Source organism: Thermovenabulum gondwanense (assembly GCF_001601575.1).
In the GTDB taxonomy this organism is placed as follows: Bacteria; Bacillota; Thermosediminibacteria; order Thermosediminibacterales; family Thermosediminibacteraceae; genus Thermovenabulum; species Thermovenabulum gondwanense.
In genome coordinates this window covers 85,173-102,199 of the sequence record NZ_LOHZ01000015.1, presented here as the reverse complement: position 1 = coordinate 102,199, position 17,027 = coordinate 85,173, and the positions used below count along the sequence as shown (strand labels likewise).

The following is a 17,027-nucleotide window of genomic DNA, read 5'->3' as shown; positions in this document are numbered from 1 at the left end:
CAAAGGAGTAGCCGTTTTATTCAAAACATTTTTTTAACCCCTCTATCAACTTAGTATTTTCTTCTTCCTTTTTAACAGCTACCCTGATATAGCTTTTATCAAGCCCTTCAAAATTGGAACATTTTCTTATTAAGATGTTCTTCTCTAAAAGCCTTTCAAATACATATTCCTCATCATATTTTAAAAGTTTCAATAAAAAAAAGTTGCAGTTGGTTCTGAAAACCTTTACATCTTTTATTTTACTTAAATGTTTGTACATCATTTCCCGCTGCTGCTTTATGTAATTTTTACTTTTAATAATATAATCCCTATTTTTAAAAATATAATCAGCCGCTGCTTCAGCAATTGAATTTACATTCCACGGCAGCTCATACTGTAAATAGGTCTTCACAAAATCCTTATTTGCAAAAGCATAACCAAGCCTTATCCCCGGAAGTGCAAAAAATTTAGTTGCAGCTCTTATTATACAGACATTTTTTGAGTTATAAAACAGTTTAATGCTGTCGTAATCTTCTTCGCAGAATTCATAAAATGCTTCGTCCAAAAGCAAAAAGGCTTCTTTATCTTCCACTATTTTTGCGATTTTTATTAATTCTTGTTTTTCAATCCTGAGCCCGGTCGGGTTATTGGGATTACCAAGGATAAGCAGGTCGCCTTTTTTTAATATTTTTGGTAGTACAGAGCTTTTTACCCTGAATTCTTCATCTAAAGAAAGTTTTAAAATGTTTTTTCCCAAAACTACCGTTCTTAAAATATATTCACTAAAACAAGGTACAAAAACCACTACTCTATTAAACATCAATATCATATTATTTATTATTTCTACGGCGCCATTACCTATAATTACTTCATCCTCATTAATATTTAAATAATCCGCTATATTTTTTTTAAGCCTCCTGTATTTTATGTCAGGATAAAGGGAAAGTTTTTTCAAGTTTTTGCTTAAATATTCTTCTAACCCTTCCATAATCCCCAACGGGTTTATATTGCTTGAAAAATCTATTAAATCCCTATCATAAGAATATATATCCCCTCCGTGGATATTAATCCTCTCCTCCCTACCCGAAATTTTAAAAATCAAAACATTAAAATACTTAATATCAAACCAAAAATGAAAACCCCTTCCGCCGCAAACATTATACTTACAGCTCTTTTTATATCTTCAATTTCAAGTTCCCTTTTTTTATCCCCAATTTTCGGTTTTTTCACAAGCTCTCCGAAATAGAAATTATCTCCCCCCAGCTGTACGCCCAAAAGTCCAGCCACCGCTCCTTCGGGATAGGCACAGTTCGGGCTTTTGTGATTTTTTCTGTCTCTGATCATAATCCTGAATGCTTCTTTAAAATTATAACTTACAACTCCAGAAATTATCATCAAAAATCCGGTAAGCCTTGCGGGTATGAAATTTAACACATCATCGGTTTTTGCCGGGAAAAACCCAATATATTTATATTTATCGTTCAGATACCCCAGCATAGAATCCATGGTATTAACCATTTTATAAACAATGGCAAAGGGCGTACCGAATACGGCATAAAAAAGTGGGGCAATAACACCATCAGAAGTATTTTCCGCAACCGTTTCCACCGTTGCCCGGATTATTTCTCTTTCATCGAGATTTTTTGTGTCCCTCCCGACGATAAATGAAAGACGATAACGGGCTTCATCCAAGGATTTTTCTAAAGCATAATAAATTTTCATGGCTTCATCTTTTAAACACCTTGATGCGACAGTCGTATAAATCAGAAAAATATTTACTGCATGAAAAAGAAAGTAATTAAATTTTGCAAGATTAAGTATAAACCAGGGGATAGCATAGGCAAGAACAATATTCAAAAATACTATAAAAAAACCAGCAATAATTAAACCCTTTTCTTTAAAAAATTTCCTCGCCAAAGCCTCCTCAAAACTTATAAGTTTCCCCATTAATTTAACGGGATGGGGAAAATTATAGGGGTCACCAAAAATAATATCCATTATACAGGCAATTATTATGTCCAGCCATTGAAGTTTTATCTCCAGCATTTTAATCTTCCTTCATTATTTTATAAATATAATCAATATCCAGGTTTTCCCTGAATACCTTAGAAAGTTTTGCCAATTCTTCCTCCCTCTTTATATCAAAATCCCGGGATGTTTTAAGCTCCAATCCTTTCTTCCTCCTCACAAAATTTAATATTTCCTGCCTGAATTCACCGGAATCGAAGATTCCGTGAAGGTAAGTGCCATAAAATCTTTCATCCTTCATATCTCCATCGTAGACAATTTGCCCTTCTTTATGAATTTCTACAAACGGGTTTTTGTTGTTTTCCGTTTCGCCCATATGAATTTCGTAGCCACTTACCCTTTTCCCAAGGGCGGTACCTTCTACATTCCTCAATACCTTTTCACCTTTTATGTAAGTAATCCCGTCAAAAAAATTTAATCCCTCTTCAAAATCACCCTTTTTTGTCTCCCAGCCCTCCTCGTCAATTACTATTTTACCCATCATCTGATAGCCACCGCATATTCCAAATATTATACCTTTGTATTCCTTAAGTTTATTAAAAAGTCCCTTTTTCTTCAGCCACCTTAAATCCTCCAATGTATTCTTACTGCCGGGTATTATCACTATATCCGCATCGTCAATTTCCTCAGGGTCATCGGTATAAAATAGCGATACATCTTCATCAAATAGAAAGGGGTTGAAATCGGAGGAATTGGAAATCCTCGGAAGTCTTATAACCGATATTTTTATTTTATTTTTACAGATATTATTTATCTGGACCATCCCATCCTCATCTTCCAGCCTTATATCGATATACGGAATTACACCTATCACCGGAACACCTATTAAATTCTCGATTATCTCAATACCGCTCATTAATAAGGACTTGTCTCCCCGGAATTTATTTATTATTATTCCTTTAATCCTCTCTCTTTCCCTTTCTTCTAACAGCATGTATGTTCCGTATATTGAAGCAAAAACTCCTCCCCTATCGATATCTCCCACGAGTAGCACATTGGAGTTTGCTATTTCTGCCATCCCCATGTTTACAAAATCGTCTTCCTTAAGGTTTATCTCCGCAGGACTACCCGCCCCTTCTATCACCACAATATCGTATTGTTTTTCTATCTCTGAATATATCTCCCTTATCTTTTCCTTAAGGCTTTTTTTAAAATTGAAATATTCCACCGCATCCATGTTTTTATAAGGTTTTCCCATAATAATTACCTGGCTTTTCCTGTCGGTAGTAGGTTTTAATAAAATTGGATTCATATACACCTTGGGCTTTATCCTACAGGCTAAAGCCTGTAGAGCCTGGGCCCTTCCCATTTCGAGCCCTTCATCGGTAACATAAGAGTTTAATGCCATGTTCTGTGATTTAAACGGACATACCCTGTAACCGTCCTCGGCAAAAATCCGGCACAGGGCAGTTGTAACCAGGCTTTTGCCGCAGGAAGATGAAGTTCCCTGAATCATTATGCGCATACAAACATCTCCTTTTAATATTTTATCAATAGATTCTTGATAAAGTATTTACCCAGTAATTCTTAAAACCTTCAATTTTTATATCAAGATCTAATTTTTTGTCATAAATAATTCCGAGAAAATTACCGCTGTGCCCGCCAATAATCCCAAGACCTCCCGTTTTCTTCATCATACTTTCTACCTCCTGAAGAACGGGGTAATATAACCTTCTTTGATTTCTTTTTATACTCTCCGTAGAAACAAAAGAAATTTTTCGGATATCTTTATCCTCAATTCCCCGAACCAATACCGGTACCAGGTCATCAACTTCAGCTAAGGGTTCTTTAACCGATAAATTAAATTTTATCGTATCCACTTCCTCCTGACCTTCAAACACATATATGAAAAATTTTATATAATCACCCAAAATTTTATAATATTTCCCGTTTTTATAATCAAAAAGGGTTGCCCTGTTAAAAACGATGCTGTCCGTAGGCTCTATTCTCAAAGCTTCTTCAACTAATTCCATTATATCAAATTTCCTTCTAAAATATCTTACGAGGCAGTGGTACAATGCGCATAAATCGGCCGTACTGCTCGCAAACCCCTTCCCCTTAGGTATTTTTGAATTTATTTTAAAGCAAAGATTTCCCCCATCTACTCCCCACCTTTTTAAAATGTTTTTAAAAAACATAAAAGATTTAGCGTATTCTTCTACCTCACTGCCACTAAATCTTCCTTCGAATATTTCAACACGGGTATATAAATTTACGGGAAAAGAAACCAGTACGTCCCTCCCCTGCACTTTCCCCTGCAAAATTTCCCCAGCGCTTCCCGGATAAAAAAAACTTATAGTCATTTTATCCCCCTTTAAAAAATTAATAACCCCTGCCTTCGGCAGGGGTACAGCATCCTTACCCATGCCTTCCCTTCCCTCCGAAGGACCGGCATTCCTCAAGGGCAGGTATCCTGGCTCACGGGTCAACCTCCTCCGCCCTTCCCGGTTTCCCAGTGGGGTTCGGATTCGTCGCCGTATACAGTAGCGGGGGCTGCAGCGGGTTTTCACCGCTTTCCCTTTTAAGCTTTTGGCACCCTTGAGCAACCTTTTATTTGGTTTTTTCTTTTATTATAATATAAAATATTTGTATTTTTCAACGATTTAACAATTAGTTTCCAATCGGTTTTTATAGAAATTTTTTATAAATTTTTATAAAATTAAATAGGTGATGTATATGAACGAATCGATTTGTTTTTTGGTTAAAACCCGGGACAGAGTGGGAATGGCTTTGGATATTTTAAAAATTTTATTCAAATACAATATAAATTTAAAATCCATGGAAGTGGGCCCCGGTTATGCATGCATAAAAATTGAAAATTTAAAAGGGTTTTCTTTTGATTTTTTAAAAAATGAATTGATGAAGGAAAAAGATGTGATGGAAGTTGAAAGAATAAAGATGATGCCCCAGGAGAAAAAAGAAAAGGAAATCAAAGCTGTTTTGGATGCTACCGTTGAAGGCATAATAGCCATAGACAAAAATGGCATTATTACGGCACTTAACCCGGCAGCAGAGAAAATATTAAAGATAAAAGGGCAGGATGCGATAGGAAAACCCGTTGCCGAGATATTGGCACCCGACATCCCAATGTTAAACACTTTAAAAACCGGCGTAAGCTATGATAATGTAGAAATAGTATTGAATAGTGAAAGTGTTAAAAGCCATTATATAACTTCAGGCCGACCCATTCTCGATCAAGAAGGAAACCCGGTAGGGGTTGTGGCTTCCCTTCAGGATATAGAAAGCGTGATGGAACTGGTGTATTCTTTTACACAGCCAGCTATGACAACCTTTGACGATATTCTTGGTGAAAGCGAAAAGATAAAAAAGATAAAGGAAATAGCCAAAATAGCAGCAAAAGGGAATTCCACCGTCCTGATCTGCGGAGAAAGCGGAACAGGCAAAGAACTTTTTGCACGCTCAATTCACATGGCAAGCCCAAGGAGGAACAAGCCTTTTGTAGCGGTAAATTGTGCTGCAATTCCCGATACACTCCTTGAGAGCGAACTTTTTGGATATGACGAAGGAGCTTTTACCGGAGCGAAAAAAGGGGGTAAGCAGGGGCTTTTTAAATACGCTGACAAGGGGACGCTTTTTCTTGACGAGATTGGAGAACTTTCCACCCATCTTCAAGTAAAACTCCTCCGAGTGCTGCAGGAAGGAAAAATCAGGCTGGTAGGAGGGAATGAAGAAATCCCTGTTGATGTGAGGATAATTTCAGCCACAAACAGGGACCTGGAAAAATTAATGAAAGAGGGGAAATTCAGGGAAGACCTTTATTACAGGCTAAACGTCATTCCTATTTTCATACCTCCCCTCAGAGAAAGAAAAGAAGATATTCCCGTTTTGGCAAGACACCTGGTTAAAAAGCTCAGCCAAAAAGCGGGAAAAAAATTTTTAGATATCACTCCCGAGGCTATCAAAAAACTTATGAAATATGACTGGCCGGGCAACGTACGGGAGCTTTCTAACGTGATAGAAAGGGCCATAAACCTTTGTGAGGAAGAGTTTATTAGAGAAGAACACTTAATTTTAAAAGAAGATGAATTCAGCGAAACAGCAGTGGGAAGAATGAAAAATGCTCAAAAATCCTGCAGAGGACTAAAAGAAGTGGTAGAAGAAGCAGAAAAACAAGCTATAATGGATGCACTGGTTAAATCCAAAAGTATAAGAGAAGCTGCCAGGCTCCTGGGTGTATCCCATGCTACGATTATAAACAAAATGAAAATTTACAAGATCGGCAAAAAGGATTCTCAATAATTTATGGTAATTTTTTTTACCAGGGGTAAATATTTTTACCACACATTATCACTTATTTGGTAAAATTGCTTACCACTATCCTTTAATAAAAGCCCCGCGATACAGGTACGGTTTTTGCAGATCCATAATTCAAAAATAAAACTATATCCTGGAGGGACTTTTATGAAGTTTAATACAAAAGCCATTCACGCGGGGCAAAAACATGACCCTTTTACTGGAGCTCACGTAACTCCCATATACCAGACTTCAACTTTTGTATTTGAAAACGTTGATCAGGGAGCGCGCCGCTTTGCCGGAGAAGAACACGGGTATATATACACCAGACTGGGCAATCCCACCGTTACCGAACTCGAAGAAAAAATGGCGGCCTTAGAAAACGGTGAAGCGGCAATAGCCACTGCTTCCGGTATGGCAGCTATTTCTACGGTTCTATTCACATTGTTAAAACAGGGTGATCACATCATAGCAAACGACACTTTGTACGGTTGTACCCATAGTTTTTTAAGCCATGTTCTACCTAAATACGGAATAGAAGTAACTTTTGCTGACCTTTCAGAGCTTTCAAATCTTGAGAGGGCTATAAAGCATAACACAAAAGTCGTTTATATAGAAACCCCTGCCAATCCCACACTTAAACTGGTAGATCTCGGGGGAGCGGCAAAAATAGCCCACAATGTCGGAGCAAAAGTGGTTGTGGACAATACCTTTATGACACCCTATTTGCAAAGACCAATTGAGCATGGAGTGGATGTGGTAATCCACAGCGCTACAAAATACATCGGTGGGAACGGCGATGTCATAGCGGGTATAATCGTGGGTCCGAAAGAATTAATTGCTGAAATAAAGGTGCCATACCTTAAGGATATTGGTGGAATTATTAGCCCCTTTGACGCCTGGCTGCTTTTAAGAGGAATAAAAACCTTAGGATTACGTATGGACCGCCATTGCCGGAATGCCCAAATAGTCGCAGAGTTTCTGGAGGGCCATCCGATCATAGATAAAGTATATTATCCCGGCCTTTTTTCCCATCCCCAGCATGAATTAGCTAAAAAGCAAATGGATGGCTTCGGTGGCATGATAAGTTTTGAATTAAAAGGGGGAATAGAAGCCGGAAAGCTTTTAATGAACAATGTAAAATTGATAGCACTGGCAGTAAGCCTGGGTTGCGTAGATTCCCTTATACAGCATCCGGCTTCCATGACACATTCCCCGGTTCCCAGAGAAGAAAGGTTAAGGGCAGGAATTACCGATGGCCTGGTGAGGCTATCAGTTGGTCTCGAGGATGTGGAGGATATTATAACGGATTTAGAACAGGCTCTTGAAAAAGTTAAGAACGAACTTATGTAAGGCAAGACACCTTCTCCGTGACATTTATTCCCCTTTTTTTCAGTTCCTCTACAAAAACATCCGCTGGAACACCTATTTCCACAGGATTTACGCCTCTTTTTGTAATTCCCTTTGCATTCATTATTGCGACTATGGATCCGTCCCAGCCGGTGGTTCTGCTCATTGCAGTAAATCCCGTCTCTTCATCGTAATAATCAATTACCTCTACAAGAGCCTCGGCTTTTTTTCCGTCCTTTTCTCCCAGAACTTTGACCCTCACTATGACAATATCTTTATCCTTTTCCCCGGCCTTTAATTTAGGCTCGGCCAAAGCATGCAATACTTCTCTTGGAGAAATCCTTACTCCCCTTATTTCTATGGGTTCCTCTTCCAGGAACCCAAAATCCATTAAAGTTTTCCATTGCGTGAAGTGCCCTTTATGTCTCAAAGTTTTATTTATAAATGTTTTTATTTTCCCTTCAAAGGTCCAGGGAGCCGTAGACGTACCGCCGCTGGTCACAAATGCCTCTAGTTCACCAATGGGTTCGGGAAAACTTACCAGTTCGTAATCTTCTTCCCTGAAGGTAGGCACTTCAACAACCTTATAATCCTTTAAAAATTTTGCCGTTCCGTAATACTCGTTGGTCAACCCCGCAATATTAAAGGTGAGTATATAATTAAATGGTGGTATGGGGTTTTGAGGTATTCCTCCATCCCACATATATACTTCTTCCGGCTTGTCAAGAAGGCTCATTGCATATACCGCTAAGGATGTACCCATGCCTGGTACCTGCCCGCAGTCGGGTATAACTGCTATTCCCGCTTCTCTTGCTTTTTCGTCTAATTTCAACTGCTCTTTTACCAAGTCCGTATTTCCGCCTAAGTCGCACATATTTGCTTTTGCCTCAATAGCTGCTTCGGTAATCTTTAAATTGTACCAGTAGGGTACTGCAGATAAAAACGAATCCACCTCATTTAAAAAATTCAGAAGGCTATTTCTATCCGTAACATCCAATTTAAAGGGCTGGGCTATTTTTTTATTAAGCAGAGCATTTACCCTGTCACAGGATTTAACCGCATTTTCCCATGATATATCCGCAATTAACACCGCATCCGCATCACCGAATTTGGCCATGTCGTAAGCCGCAGCAGTGCCCTGCCTTCCTCCTCCGAGGACGGCATAAACATATCCCATAAAATTTTCCTCCTTTTCAATATAGAAATTATATTGCCCTGCTCAAGTGCTCATAATAATCTATTATCTCATTTAACTCTTCCTGATTGTTCGGGGGTATAGGTTGGTGACTATTAAGGATTGTGAGCACTTTTTCTTTTGCAAGCCCTTCGGGAGAAGGTTTCCCATTTCTTACCCATTCCTCATATGACTTACGCTGTATCAGGCTGGGCATCCACATTTTTCTTGCAAATTTCATGGTATGTTTTTGAATTAAAAAATTGTTCCCAGGCCCCACCTTATTTATTACATCCAGTCCTATGGTTTCCGCATTTACTTCGGCACCCGAAAATAACCGTCTTATAATTTCAAAAATTTCACAATCCATAAGCAGCTGTTCAAAAGAGAAAATGGTAGCACCGTTTAACATTCCCGCACCGCATATCATGTCAGCACCGGACCAAACACTTACCGCACATGAAATAGAATTTTCCATACCGGATTGCCAGCTAAAGGTTTTTGCACCGGTAGCAAAGGTACCGACACAGGCAGGGATTTTATAATAATGCGCCATTTCACATATAGCAGCCTGCATTAAAAAATCTTCCGGCGCACCGCAGGTTATCTGGGCGGTCCTCAAATCCATCATCGTAGCACAGGAGCCGTAGAACGTAGGAGTTCCAGGGTATAAAAGTTCCAGCACCGTAATTCCTGCCAAAATTTCCGCATTACTGACAGCCATATTCCCCGCTACAGTTACCGGTGCTGTAGCCCCTCCCATAGGCATGGTCATAATACCCACAGGAACTCCCGCTTCTGCAAATATGAAAGCCGCTTCCATGCTTTTTTCTTCAAAACATAAAGGACTTACACTGCACTGAAAGTTGGAGATAATTGGTCTTCTCCGCAAAGCATCCTTACCTCCTGCTACACTTGCTGCAATTTCTACACTCCCTTTTGCATTCAGTGGATCTACGGCGGTCATGACCTGTATATGTTTACTGGAATTCTCAAAAAGTGTTTTCAGTTCATAGAGTGGTTGCACCGAAGGAGTGCAATCGAGGGCACTTACACAGGGCCACAAAAAGGAAATTTGGGGCAGGAAATCCGCCACTTTAGCCGCTCGGGCAAGGTCTTCTCTCGTAGATTTTCTCACCTGACCGGTTTCCAGGTCTACTACGTGAACACCGCATCCATCCAAACTCAAATACCCGTGCTGTCCATCTAAGGGCAAGTCATATTCGGGGTTTCTGGCGTAAAGGGTGTAATTTTTAGGCGCTTTACCGATTGCTTCTTCCACAACCTTAGGTGGAAAATATATTCTTTTATCATATTCTTTTACGGTAACTCCATATTCTTTTAACACTTCCAACCTTTCTTTTTTTAAAGGCATATAAACCCCTGTTTTTTCAAGTATTTCTAAGCTTGCCTGGTGAATCATTTCGATCTCCTTTGAATCAAGCATGCTCATTCTAAACTTGAATTCAGCAGGATACAGCATAAAATCCCTCCTAAAATATTTACATTCAAAGAACGGCGCAAGGGGAGCCCCCTTGCACCCCGGTTATTCATTTATTTTACCGGCCTCCATTTCCAAAATATATTTTTCAATTTCTTCAATTTGTTTTGCATTAACTTTGCCCATGACAAACATTAATATTACCATCGCTGCCAATGCCGCAATAAAAGAGATTACTGGATTTTTTGTGATTCCAAACAGGAGGAATCCCAATCCGGCACAGGAGGCCGCAGTCAAAGCATAGGGAAGCTGGGTATTTACATGGTCGATGTGAGGGCACCCGGCACCGGTAGACGATAAAATTGTAGTATCCGAAAGAGGCGAACAATGATCTCCGAAAATAGCACCGCTAAACAAAGCCGCTAAAACCATTGTCAAACTGATATTGGTACTAACTGCCACAGGTACCACCAGAGGAACCATTACGGCGAAGGTGCCCCATGAAGTACCAGTAGCAAATGCCATAATACAGCTTACTATAAAAACTGAAAAAGGAATCAACCATAACGGCATGGATGCCTTTACCACTTCAGAAACATAAGCGCCAGTTCCAAGCTTTGATGTAACCCCGCCTATGATCCAGGCTAATACCAATATCGTATTCCCCACCATCATTGACTTCATTCCTTCAACCACTGCATCCATTGCTTCCAGAATATTAAGAACCCCTCGTATTTTATAAAACAATACCGTTACTGCCAGAGTAAGGAAGGAACCATACACCAGAGCCGTCACCGAATCCGAAGATTGCAAGGCTGCTCCTACGCTTTTCCCCCCTTCAAAGTAACCCCCCGTATAGAGCATAAAAAGAAATACGATAATTATCAGAGCGGCTATCGGGAAAATCATATCTATGCCCTTACCTTTTTCAGATACTTTCTTTTCTCCTGTATCAAGACCCGGCGGCGGCAGCCTATCAGGATTATATAACTTGCCGGTCTTGATAGTTCTGATTTCAGCTTTAGCCATCGGCCCGTACTCTAATTTGGTAAATATTATTACAACTATCATCAGGAGCATAAGCCATGAGTAAAAATTAACCGGAATGGTTTTGACAAATTCCACAAAAGCATTATTATTCAGTTTCAGATTTTGAAATTGTTCCGATAATAACCCTATGATATAAGCCACCCATGTAGAAATAGGCGCAAGAATACAAACCGGTGCTGCCGTAGCATCGGTAATAAAGGACAGTTTTTCCCGGGAAACCCTGAACTTATCGGTCACCGGCTTTAATACAGAACCTACCGTCAAACAGTTAAAGTAATCATCAAAAAATATGAAAAGTCCCGCGGCTAAGGTCATAGTTTGAGCGCTTTTCCTGGATTTAATTTTGTTTGCTATGAAATCCGCAAAAGCCTTTGCCCCTCCCGAACGGGTCGCCAGTCCCAGAACCCCCCCAAGGAAAAATACATATAATAATGTCCTGGCATTCCAGGAAGCATCCCCTACTTTCTCAAAAGCAATATCGAAGGCAGAAATAAAAGCCTGAAATAAGTTTCCATTGCTTAGAATCAGAGTTCCCACAAAAATTCCTGCGGTTAGCGAAACAAGCACTTCCTTTGTAATAATAGCCAGGAAAATGGCGATCAGGGGAGGTAATACCGATAAAAAACCGTAATGTTCCACCAACTTCCACTCCTTTCATAATTTACTATAAAAAAATAATTTTTATATATTTTTATATTTTCTATATTCACTATAATTTTCCTTCTAAATCTTAATTGTTCAAAAATTAATTTTATTGTTTCCGCTATTAATAATATTTAAAAAGTATAAAATTTATGCTACAAGCATTGTCAGCTTATATAATGGTCTGATATAGTTAAAATATAAGCATAAAAAAAGGGGGCATAACATTGATTAAATGGAAGGATGATTATAAGGTAGGTATTTACGAAATAGATAATCAGCACAGGAGGCTTTTTGAAATTGCCGAAGATACTTATAACCTTTTAAAGAATGAATTTATCCTCGATAAATACGATAAGATTATAGAATTAATTTCCGAATTAAAAGACTACGCAAAATACCACTTTAAGTCGGAAGAAGAATACATGGAAAAGATTGGCTACAAGAGGCTCCTTTCCCATAAGGTTGAACACAAAGATTTCATTGAAAAAATTGACAGTATTGATATATTCAAAATCGACCAGAACCAGGAAGCTTATGTTACGGAACTTCTCGACTTTATAGTAAACTGGATAAGCAATCACATTCTGGAAAAGGATAAAAAAATAATCTCGGAATAAAAAAACCTGCCTCAAATAAGGCAGGTTTTTTTTATTCTTTAACAATAATATCTTTTTCCACCAAAAGAAGTTTTAATAAATTTGCTGCTATATCTAATGTGGTATATTCCGTTCCAGCCAACCTTTCAATAATATCGTACAATTTTTGATTTGCGCCTTTTTCTATTTCCGCTCGAATATATCGCAAATATTCTTCCAGCCTTTTTTCTCCTATTTCAAGTAAAGTAGGTATTTTTTCTAATTTTATTTTCTTTCCAATATATTTTTGTATATCCTTTAATCTATAAAAATCCTTTTTCGTAACAAAAGAATAAGCCTTACCTTCTTTTCCTGCTCTTGCGGTCCTCCCAATTCTATGCACATAGTACTCCACATCCTGGGGTACGTCGAAATTAAATACCACTTCCACATTTTCTATATCCAGACCTCTCGCTGCTACATCAGTAGCTACCAGGATTTCTAAATGCCCTTTTCTAAACTTTTCTATAACTTTATTCCTCTGGGATTGCCTCATATCGCCGTGAAGCCCTTCAGCTAAATAGCCTCTTGCCTGCAACAAATCAGCGACCTCATCTACCTTCCTCTTTGTATTGCAAAATACCATTGCTTTTTTTATAGTGTATAAATCTACTAATCTTGAGAGCACTTCTATTTTATCTTCCTCTTTGACTTCGATATATTTTTGCTCTACACTCGGAACCGTTAATTCATCATGAACCACCTTAATAAACACCGGGTTTTTTTGATACTTCTTTGCGAGCATCAAAATTTCTTGAGGCATTGTTGCAGAAAATAATACAATTTGCTTTTCCTTCGGAGTTTTATCCAGTATCCATTCCACATCTTCTATAAAACCCATATTGAGCATTTCATCCGCCTCATCCAGAACAAAGTATTTAATATTATCGACTTTTAACGTTTTTCTCTTTAAATGGTCTATTATTCTGCCCGGTGTACCAATTACTATTTGAACCCCCATTTTTAGAAGCTGTATCTGCCGTTCTATTGCTTGACCCCCGTAAATTGGGACTATATTTATACCTTTTTTATACTTAGAAAGGTGTTTCAATTCTTCCGAAACCTGAACCGCCAATTCCCGAGTGGGGCAGAGCACTAGTGCCTGTGCGTTTTTTTTTGAAGAATCCACCCTTTCAATAATTGGGATTCCAAAAGCTGCGGTCTTACCCGTACCAGTTTGAGCCTGCCCTATTACATCCTTATTTTCCAGAATTTCTGGAATTGTTTTGTACTGAATAGGAGTTGGCTCTTCAAATCCCATTTCTTCAATAGCTTTTAAAACCTCTTTTGACAAATTAAACTCATTAAAACCTTTTACTTCTTTTTTTTCTTTCATATTTACTCACCTTTTTGTTTTCCTATTTATTTTTATTATTCCCAAAAAAAGCATTTATTTGCAGTAAACTATCTTCCCATTCAGTATGGTCATTTCTACTTCCACATCTTTTATTTCATCGGGAGCAATTTCAAAAATATCTTCCGATAGCACCGCGATATCCGCCAATTTACCGGATGTTATCGATCCCTTTATATTTTCTTCAAAAGTGCAGTATGCCGAGCCCATGGTAAAAATATGAACTGCCTCTTTTACTGTAAGTTTTTGTTCCGGCAGCCAGCCCTCTTCCGGGAATCCTGATAAATTCTTTCTTGTAACAGCAGCGTATATACCAAAAAGAGGATTAAAAGGCTCCACAGGACAGTCCGACCCACCTGCAACGGGAACACCTTTTTTTATAAGGGTTTTCCAGTTATAAGTCCACTTAGCCCTTTCCCTGCCGATTCTTTTTTCTACAATGGAAAGATCAGAAGATACAAAAATTGGTTGTATATCCGCAATTACCTTATATTTACTGAATTTTTCTATTAACTCTTCAGTCGTAATCTGACAGTGGATAATCCTGAAACGCGGGTCGTATTTGGGTAGTTTTTTCAGAGCTTTTTCATAGGAATGAAAGACCATTTCCATCGCCCTGTCTCCAATGGCGTGACAGGCCACCTGCATTCCGTTCAGATATGCTTTTTCCACCAGCTCATCCAACTGATCCTGGGTGTATATGGCTATCCCTTTTGTATCTTTATCATCCTCATAAGGGAAGGTCAAAGCAGCTGTTCTTCCACCGAGAGAACCATCGGTTAAAAGTTTTAAAGGACCAATTTTAAAATACTCGCTGCCATGTCCGGTCCTCAACCCGAGGGAAAGAAATCTCTCAAGTTTTTCTATAGTAGGTAGCAGCACCTGTTCGTTTACTCTAATGGGAAGTTTATTTTCCCCTTCCAATTCAAAAAATGCTTCTAAAATCTCTTTAAAATCACCTTTTATTGACTCTAAATCATCGGATTGCACCGATGTCAATCCCGATTTAATAAACTTTTCTGCCGCTTCTACTATCAATTTTTTTATTTTCGTTTTATCGTAAAGCGGCAATTTACCGTATAGAAGTTCCATGGCATTTTCTCTAAGCACTCCCGTGGGTATTCCCTTTTCATCCAGATCGATGCTTCCACCCGGTACGGCGGGAGGATTTTCAAATATGCCTGCAAGCTTTAATGCATAAGTATTTGCCACCGCAATATGACCGCAGGTTCTTGTCAAAATTACGGGGTGTTCTCGGGAAATATTATCCAGATCCTGCCTCGTGGGCATCCTTTTTTCATAAAAAAGCTCGTGATTCCATCCCCTTCCTTGAACCCATTCTCCCTTCTTAATTCCTTTTGTTTCAATAAAATCCCTCACCCTTTGAATTAAATCTTGTATGCCAGTGCATCCGTTTAAATCAGCTTTTTCAAGGCTTAACGCAAAACTTAAAAGGTGCATATGGCTGTCGTTAAATCCTGGAAGTGCTAACTTACCCTTTAAATCTATCGCTTCGGTATTGCTTTCCCTGTAAGATAAAATTTCTCCGTTACTACCTGCTTTTATTATTTTTCCTTCCCTAATAGCTACAGCTTCAGCTTGTGGCAAAATTCCATCCATAGTGATTATTTTGCCGTTGTATAAAATTAAGTCCATTAAAGCCTCCCCCTTAATTTACAAATATCCCTCTTCCATCATCAGTAATGTGTCGGTACCGGAATTTTTTACGCTGTTGTACGCCCTTTCGGCAAGCAAACGGGCAGATTCTTTTGCTTTTTTGACTATTTCACCCTCATTTAGCGTTAATAATTTTCCTCCTTCTAAAATCACCTTTCCGTCCACAATAACCATATCCACTTCACAGCCTCTTGCTGAATAAACAAGGTTGGGAACCACATTCCTTATTGGTTTACACATAACCGGCACAAGATTTGGACTATCAAGGTTTATAATAATCATATCGGCCTTTTTCCCCGGCTCTAAACTCCCAATTTCGTTTTCCAGGCCTATTGCTTTTGCCGCTTCTATGGTGGCCATTCTCAATACCTTCCATGCTGGAAATACGGTTGGATCCTTAAATTTCACTTTGTTTAGAATGGCAGCAAATTTCATTTCATTAAACATATTATTTCCGTTGTTCCCCGGTGCCTGGTCACTTCCAAGCCCCGCGGTACCTCCTGCTTTTACAAATTCAAAGACCGGAGGCACTATACCGTCAATTATACCTATGCTGTTAAGGCAGTATACCATATTTACACCTTTTTTTGCTAAATACCTCGCCTCATCCTCCGTTGCTTCCGTAAGGTGAACGGCAATAAGGTTTTTATTTAAAAAGCCCATTTCATCTAAAAATTGTATGGACCTCTTTTTATACCTTTTCTCCATCTGATTTATTTCCCTGTCCCCCTGAGCTACGTGCATGTGAATCATGAGGCCGTATTTTTTTGATAAATTTTTTATCTCTTCGAGCAATTCCATACTTAACATATCGGGGCCCTGCGGTCCAAGCACACAGGTTATCCTGCCGTTTTCTTTCCCGTGCCATTCTTCTAACAGCTTTAAATTGTCGGATAGCCTTTTTTCTCCCTTACCGGGGTCAAAAGGATAAAGCTCTCCCAGGGTAAGTTCATCAAGATTGTCAGGAAGCTCGTTAATTAAGGTAGCGAGTCTGGCCCTTACCCCGGCTTTTTTGTAATTTTCTGCAATTTTACTCATGGGATAATCGAAATCGCAAAAAGTAGTGGTTCCCGATTTTACTCCCTCGATTATACTTAAAAGAGAGCCAATTATAATTTCCGATTCGGTCATATGCTTCATAAAAGGTCCAATACCCTTTTGAAGCCAGGCACGCGTATCCTGTGCCACTCCTCTGTAAAGAGACATAGAGGAATGTATGTGACAGTTAATAAGGCCGGGCATGACAAGCTTATCCTTACCATTAATTATCCTCTCAGCCCTGAATTCTTTAATAATACCTTCGCTTTCTCCCACACAGACTATTTTATTTCCCTTAATTCCTACTGCACCCTTTTCTATTGCTCCGGCTCCCTTGCCTGTCATTGTTAAAACCAGGGCATCGTGAATAATTATATCGAGCATAAAGACCCCCCACTAAAG

General features: G+C 38.9%; 13 protein-coding genes and 1 riboswitch. Of the genes, 3 read left to right on the top strand and 10 right to left on the bottom strand.

All coding sequences use genetic code 11. The features are described 5' to 3' along the window. Positions 1–16: 16 nt before the first annotated feature. The 4 genes from ATZ99_RS00755 to ATZ99_RS00740 form a co-directional block, all read right to left on the bottom strand. A complete protein-coding gene (locus tag ATZ99_RS00755) occupies positions 17–1,081 on the bottom strand; it encodes a pyridoxal phosphate-dependent aminotransferase (protein ID WP_222927047.1) in 1,065 nt (354 codons plus the stop codon). Then, positions 1,078–2,025 (bottom strand): adenosylcobinamide-phosphate synthase CbiB, encoded by a 948-nt coding sequence (cbiB, locus tag ATZ99_RS00750; protein ID WP_068747344.1) that lies wholly within the window; start codon positions 2,023–2,025, stop codon positions 1,078–1,080. Before cbiB ends, ATZ99_RS00755 begins: the two co-directional genes overlap by 4 nt. Before the next feature lies 1 nt (position 2,026). Further along, positions 2,027–3,472, bottom strand: coding sequence for a cobyric acid synthase (locus tag ATZ99_RS00745; RefSeq protein WP_068747343.1), 1,446 nt, complete (start codon positions 3,470–3,472; stop codon positions 2,027–2,029). Between the two features lie 25 nt (positions 3,473–3,497). Next, the gene (locus ATZ99_RS00740; protein ID WP_157074677.1) at positions 3,498–4,436 is read right to left on the bottom strand and encodes a GHMP family kinase ATP-binding protein; all 939 of its coding nucleotides are present in this window, start codon (positions 4,434–4,436) and stop codon (positions 3,498–3,500) included. Next, positions 4,394–4,562, bottom strand: a riboswitch (cobalamin riboswitch). Its footprint overlaps the gene before it by 43 nt. Positions 4,563–4,683: 121 nt before the next feature. Between ATZ99_RS00740 and ATZ99_RS00735 the strand changes: the two genes are divergently transcribed. Then, positions 4,684–6,267 (top strand): sigma 54-interacting transcriptional regulator, encoded by a 1,584-nt coding sequence (locus ATZ99_RS00735; RefSeq protein WP_068747342.1) that lies wholly within the window; start codon positions 4,684–4,686, stop codon positions 6,265–6,267. Positions 6,268–6,429: 162 nt separating this feature from the next. Then, complete coding sequence (megL, locus tag ATZ99_RS00730) at positions 6,430–7,614, top strand: methionine gamma-lyase (RefSeq protein WP_068747341.1); 1,185 nt, start codon at positions 6,430–6,432, stop codon at positions 7,612–7,614. Here megL and ATZ99_RS00725 read toward each other — a convergent pair. The 3 genes from ATZ99_RS00725 to ATZ99_RS00715 form a co-directional block, all read right to left on the bottom strand. Next, positions 7,607–8,788: a saccharopine dehydrogenase family protein gene (locus ATZ99_RS00725; RefSeq protein WP_068747340.1), complete on the bottom strand. Its 1,182-nt coding sequence runs from the start codon at positions 8,786–8,788 to the stop codon at positions 7,607–7,609. The genes megL and ATZ99_RS00725 overlap by 8 nt on opposite strands. Before the next feature lie 28 nt (positions 8,789–8,816). After that, positions 8,817–10,268, bottom strand: a complete 1,452-nt coding sequence (locus ATZ99_RS00720; protein WP_068747339.1) for a trimethylamine methyltransferase family protein — start codon at positions 10,266–10,268, stop codon at positions 8,817–8,819. A gap of 63 nt (positions 10,269–10,331) precedes the next feature. Beyond that, complete coding sequence (locus ATZ99_RS00715; protein ID WP_068747338.1) at positions 10,332–11,915, bottom strand: Na+/H+ antiporter NhaC family protein; 1,584 nt, start codon at positions 11,913–11,915, stop codon at positions 10,332–10,334. A 230-nt stretch (positions 11,916–12,145) separates the two neighbouring features. Between ATZ99_RS00715 and ATZ99_RS00710 the strand changes: the two genes are divergently transcribed. Further along, positions 12,146–12,538, top strand: a complete 393-nt coding sequence (locus ATZ99_RS00710) for a bacteriohemerythrin (RefSeq protein WP_068747337.1) — start codon at positions 12,146–12,148, stop codon at positions 12,536–12,538. Positions 12,539–12,569: 31 nt separating this feature from the next. On the opposite strand, the gene ATZ99_RS00705 is transcribed toward ATZ99_RS00710, so the two are convergent. The 3 genes from ATZ99_RS00705 to ATZ99_RS00695 are packed head-to-tail and all read right to left on the bottom strand — an operon-like array spanning position 12,570 to position 17,009. Beyond that, positions 12,570–13,892, bottom strand: coding sequence for a DEAD/DEAH box helicase (locus ATZ99_RS00705; protein ID WP_068747336.1), 1,323 nt, complete (start codon positions 13,890–13,892; stop codon positions 12,570–12,572). A gap of 54 nt (positions 13,893–13,946) precedes the next feature. Then, complete coding sequence (locus ATZ99_RS00700) at positions 13,947–15,566, bottom strand: amidohydrolase (RefSeq protein ID WP_068747335.1); 1,620 nt, start codon at positions 15,564–15,566, stop codon at positions 13,947–13,949. A gap of 18 nt (positions 15,567–15,584) precedes the next feature. Next, positions 15,585–17,009 (bottom strand): amidohydrolase family protein, encoded by a 1,425-nt coding sequence (locus ATZ99_RS00695; RefSeq protein WP_068747334.1) that lies wholly within the window; start codon positions 17,007–17,009, stop codon positions 15,585–15,587. Positions 17,010–17,027: the final 18 nt, after the last annotated feature.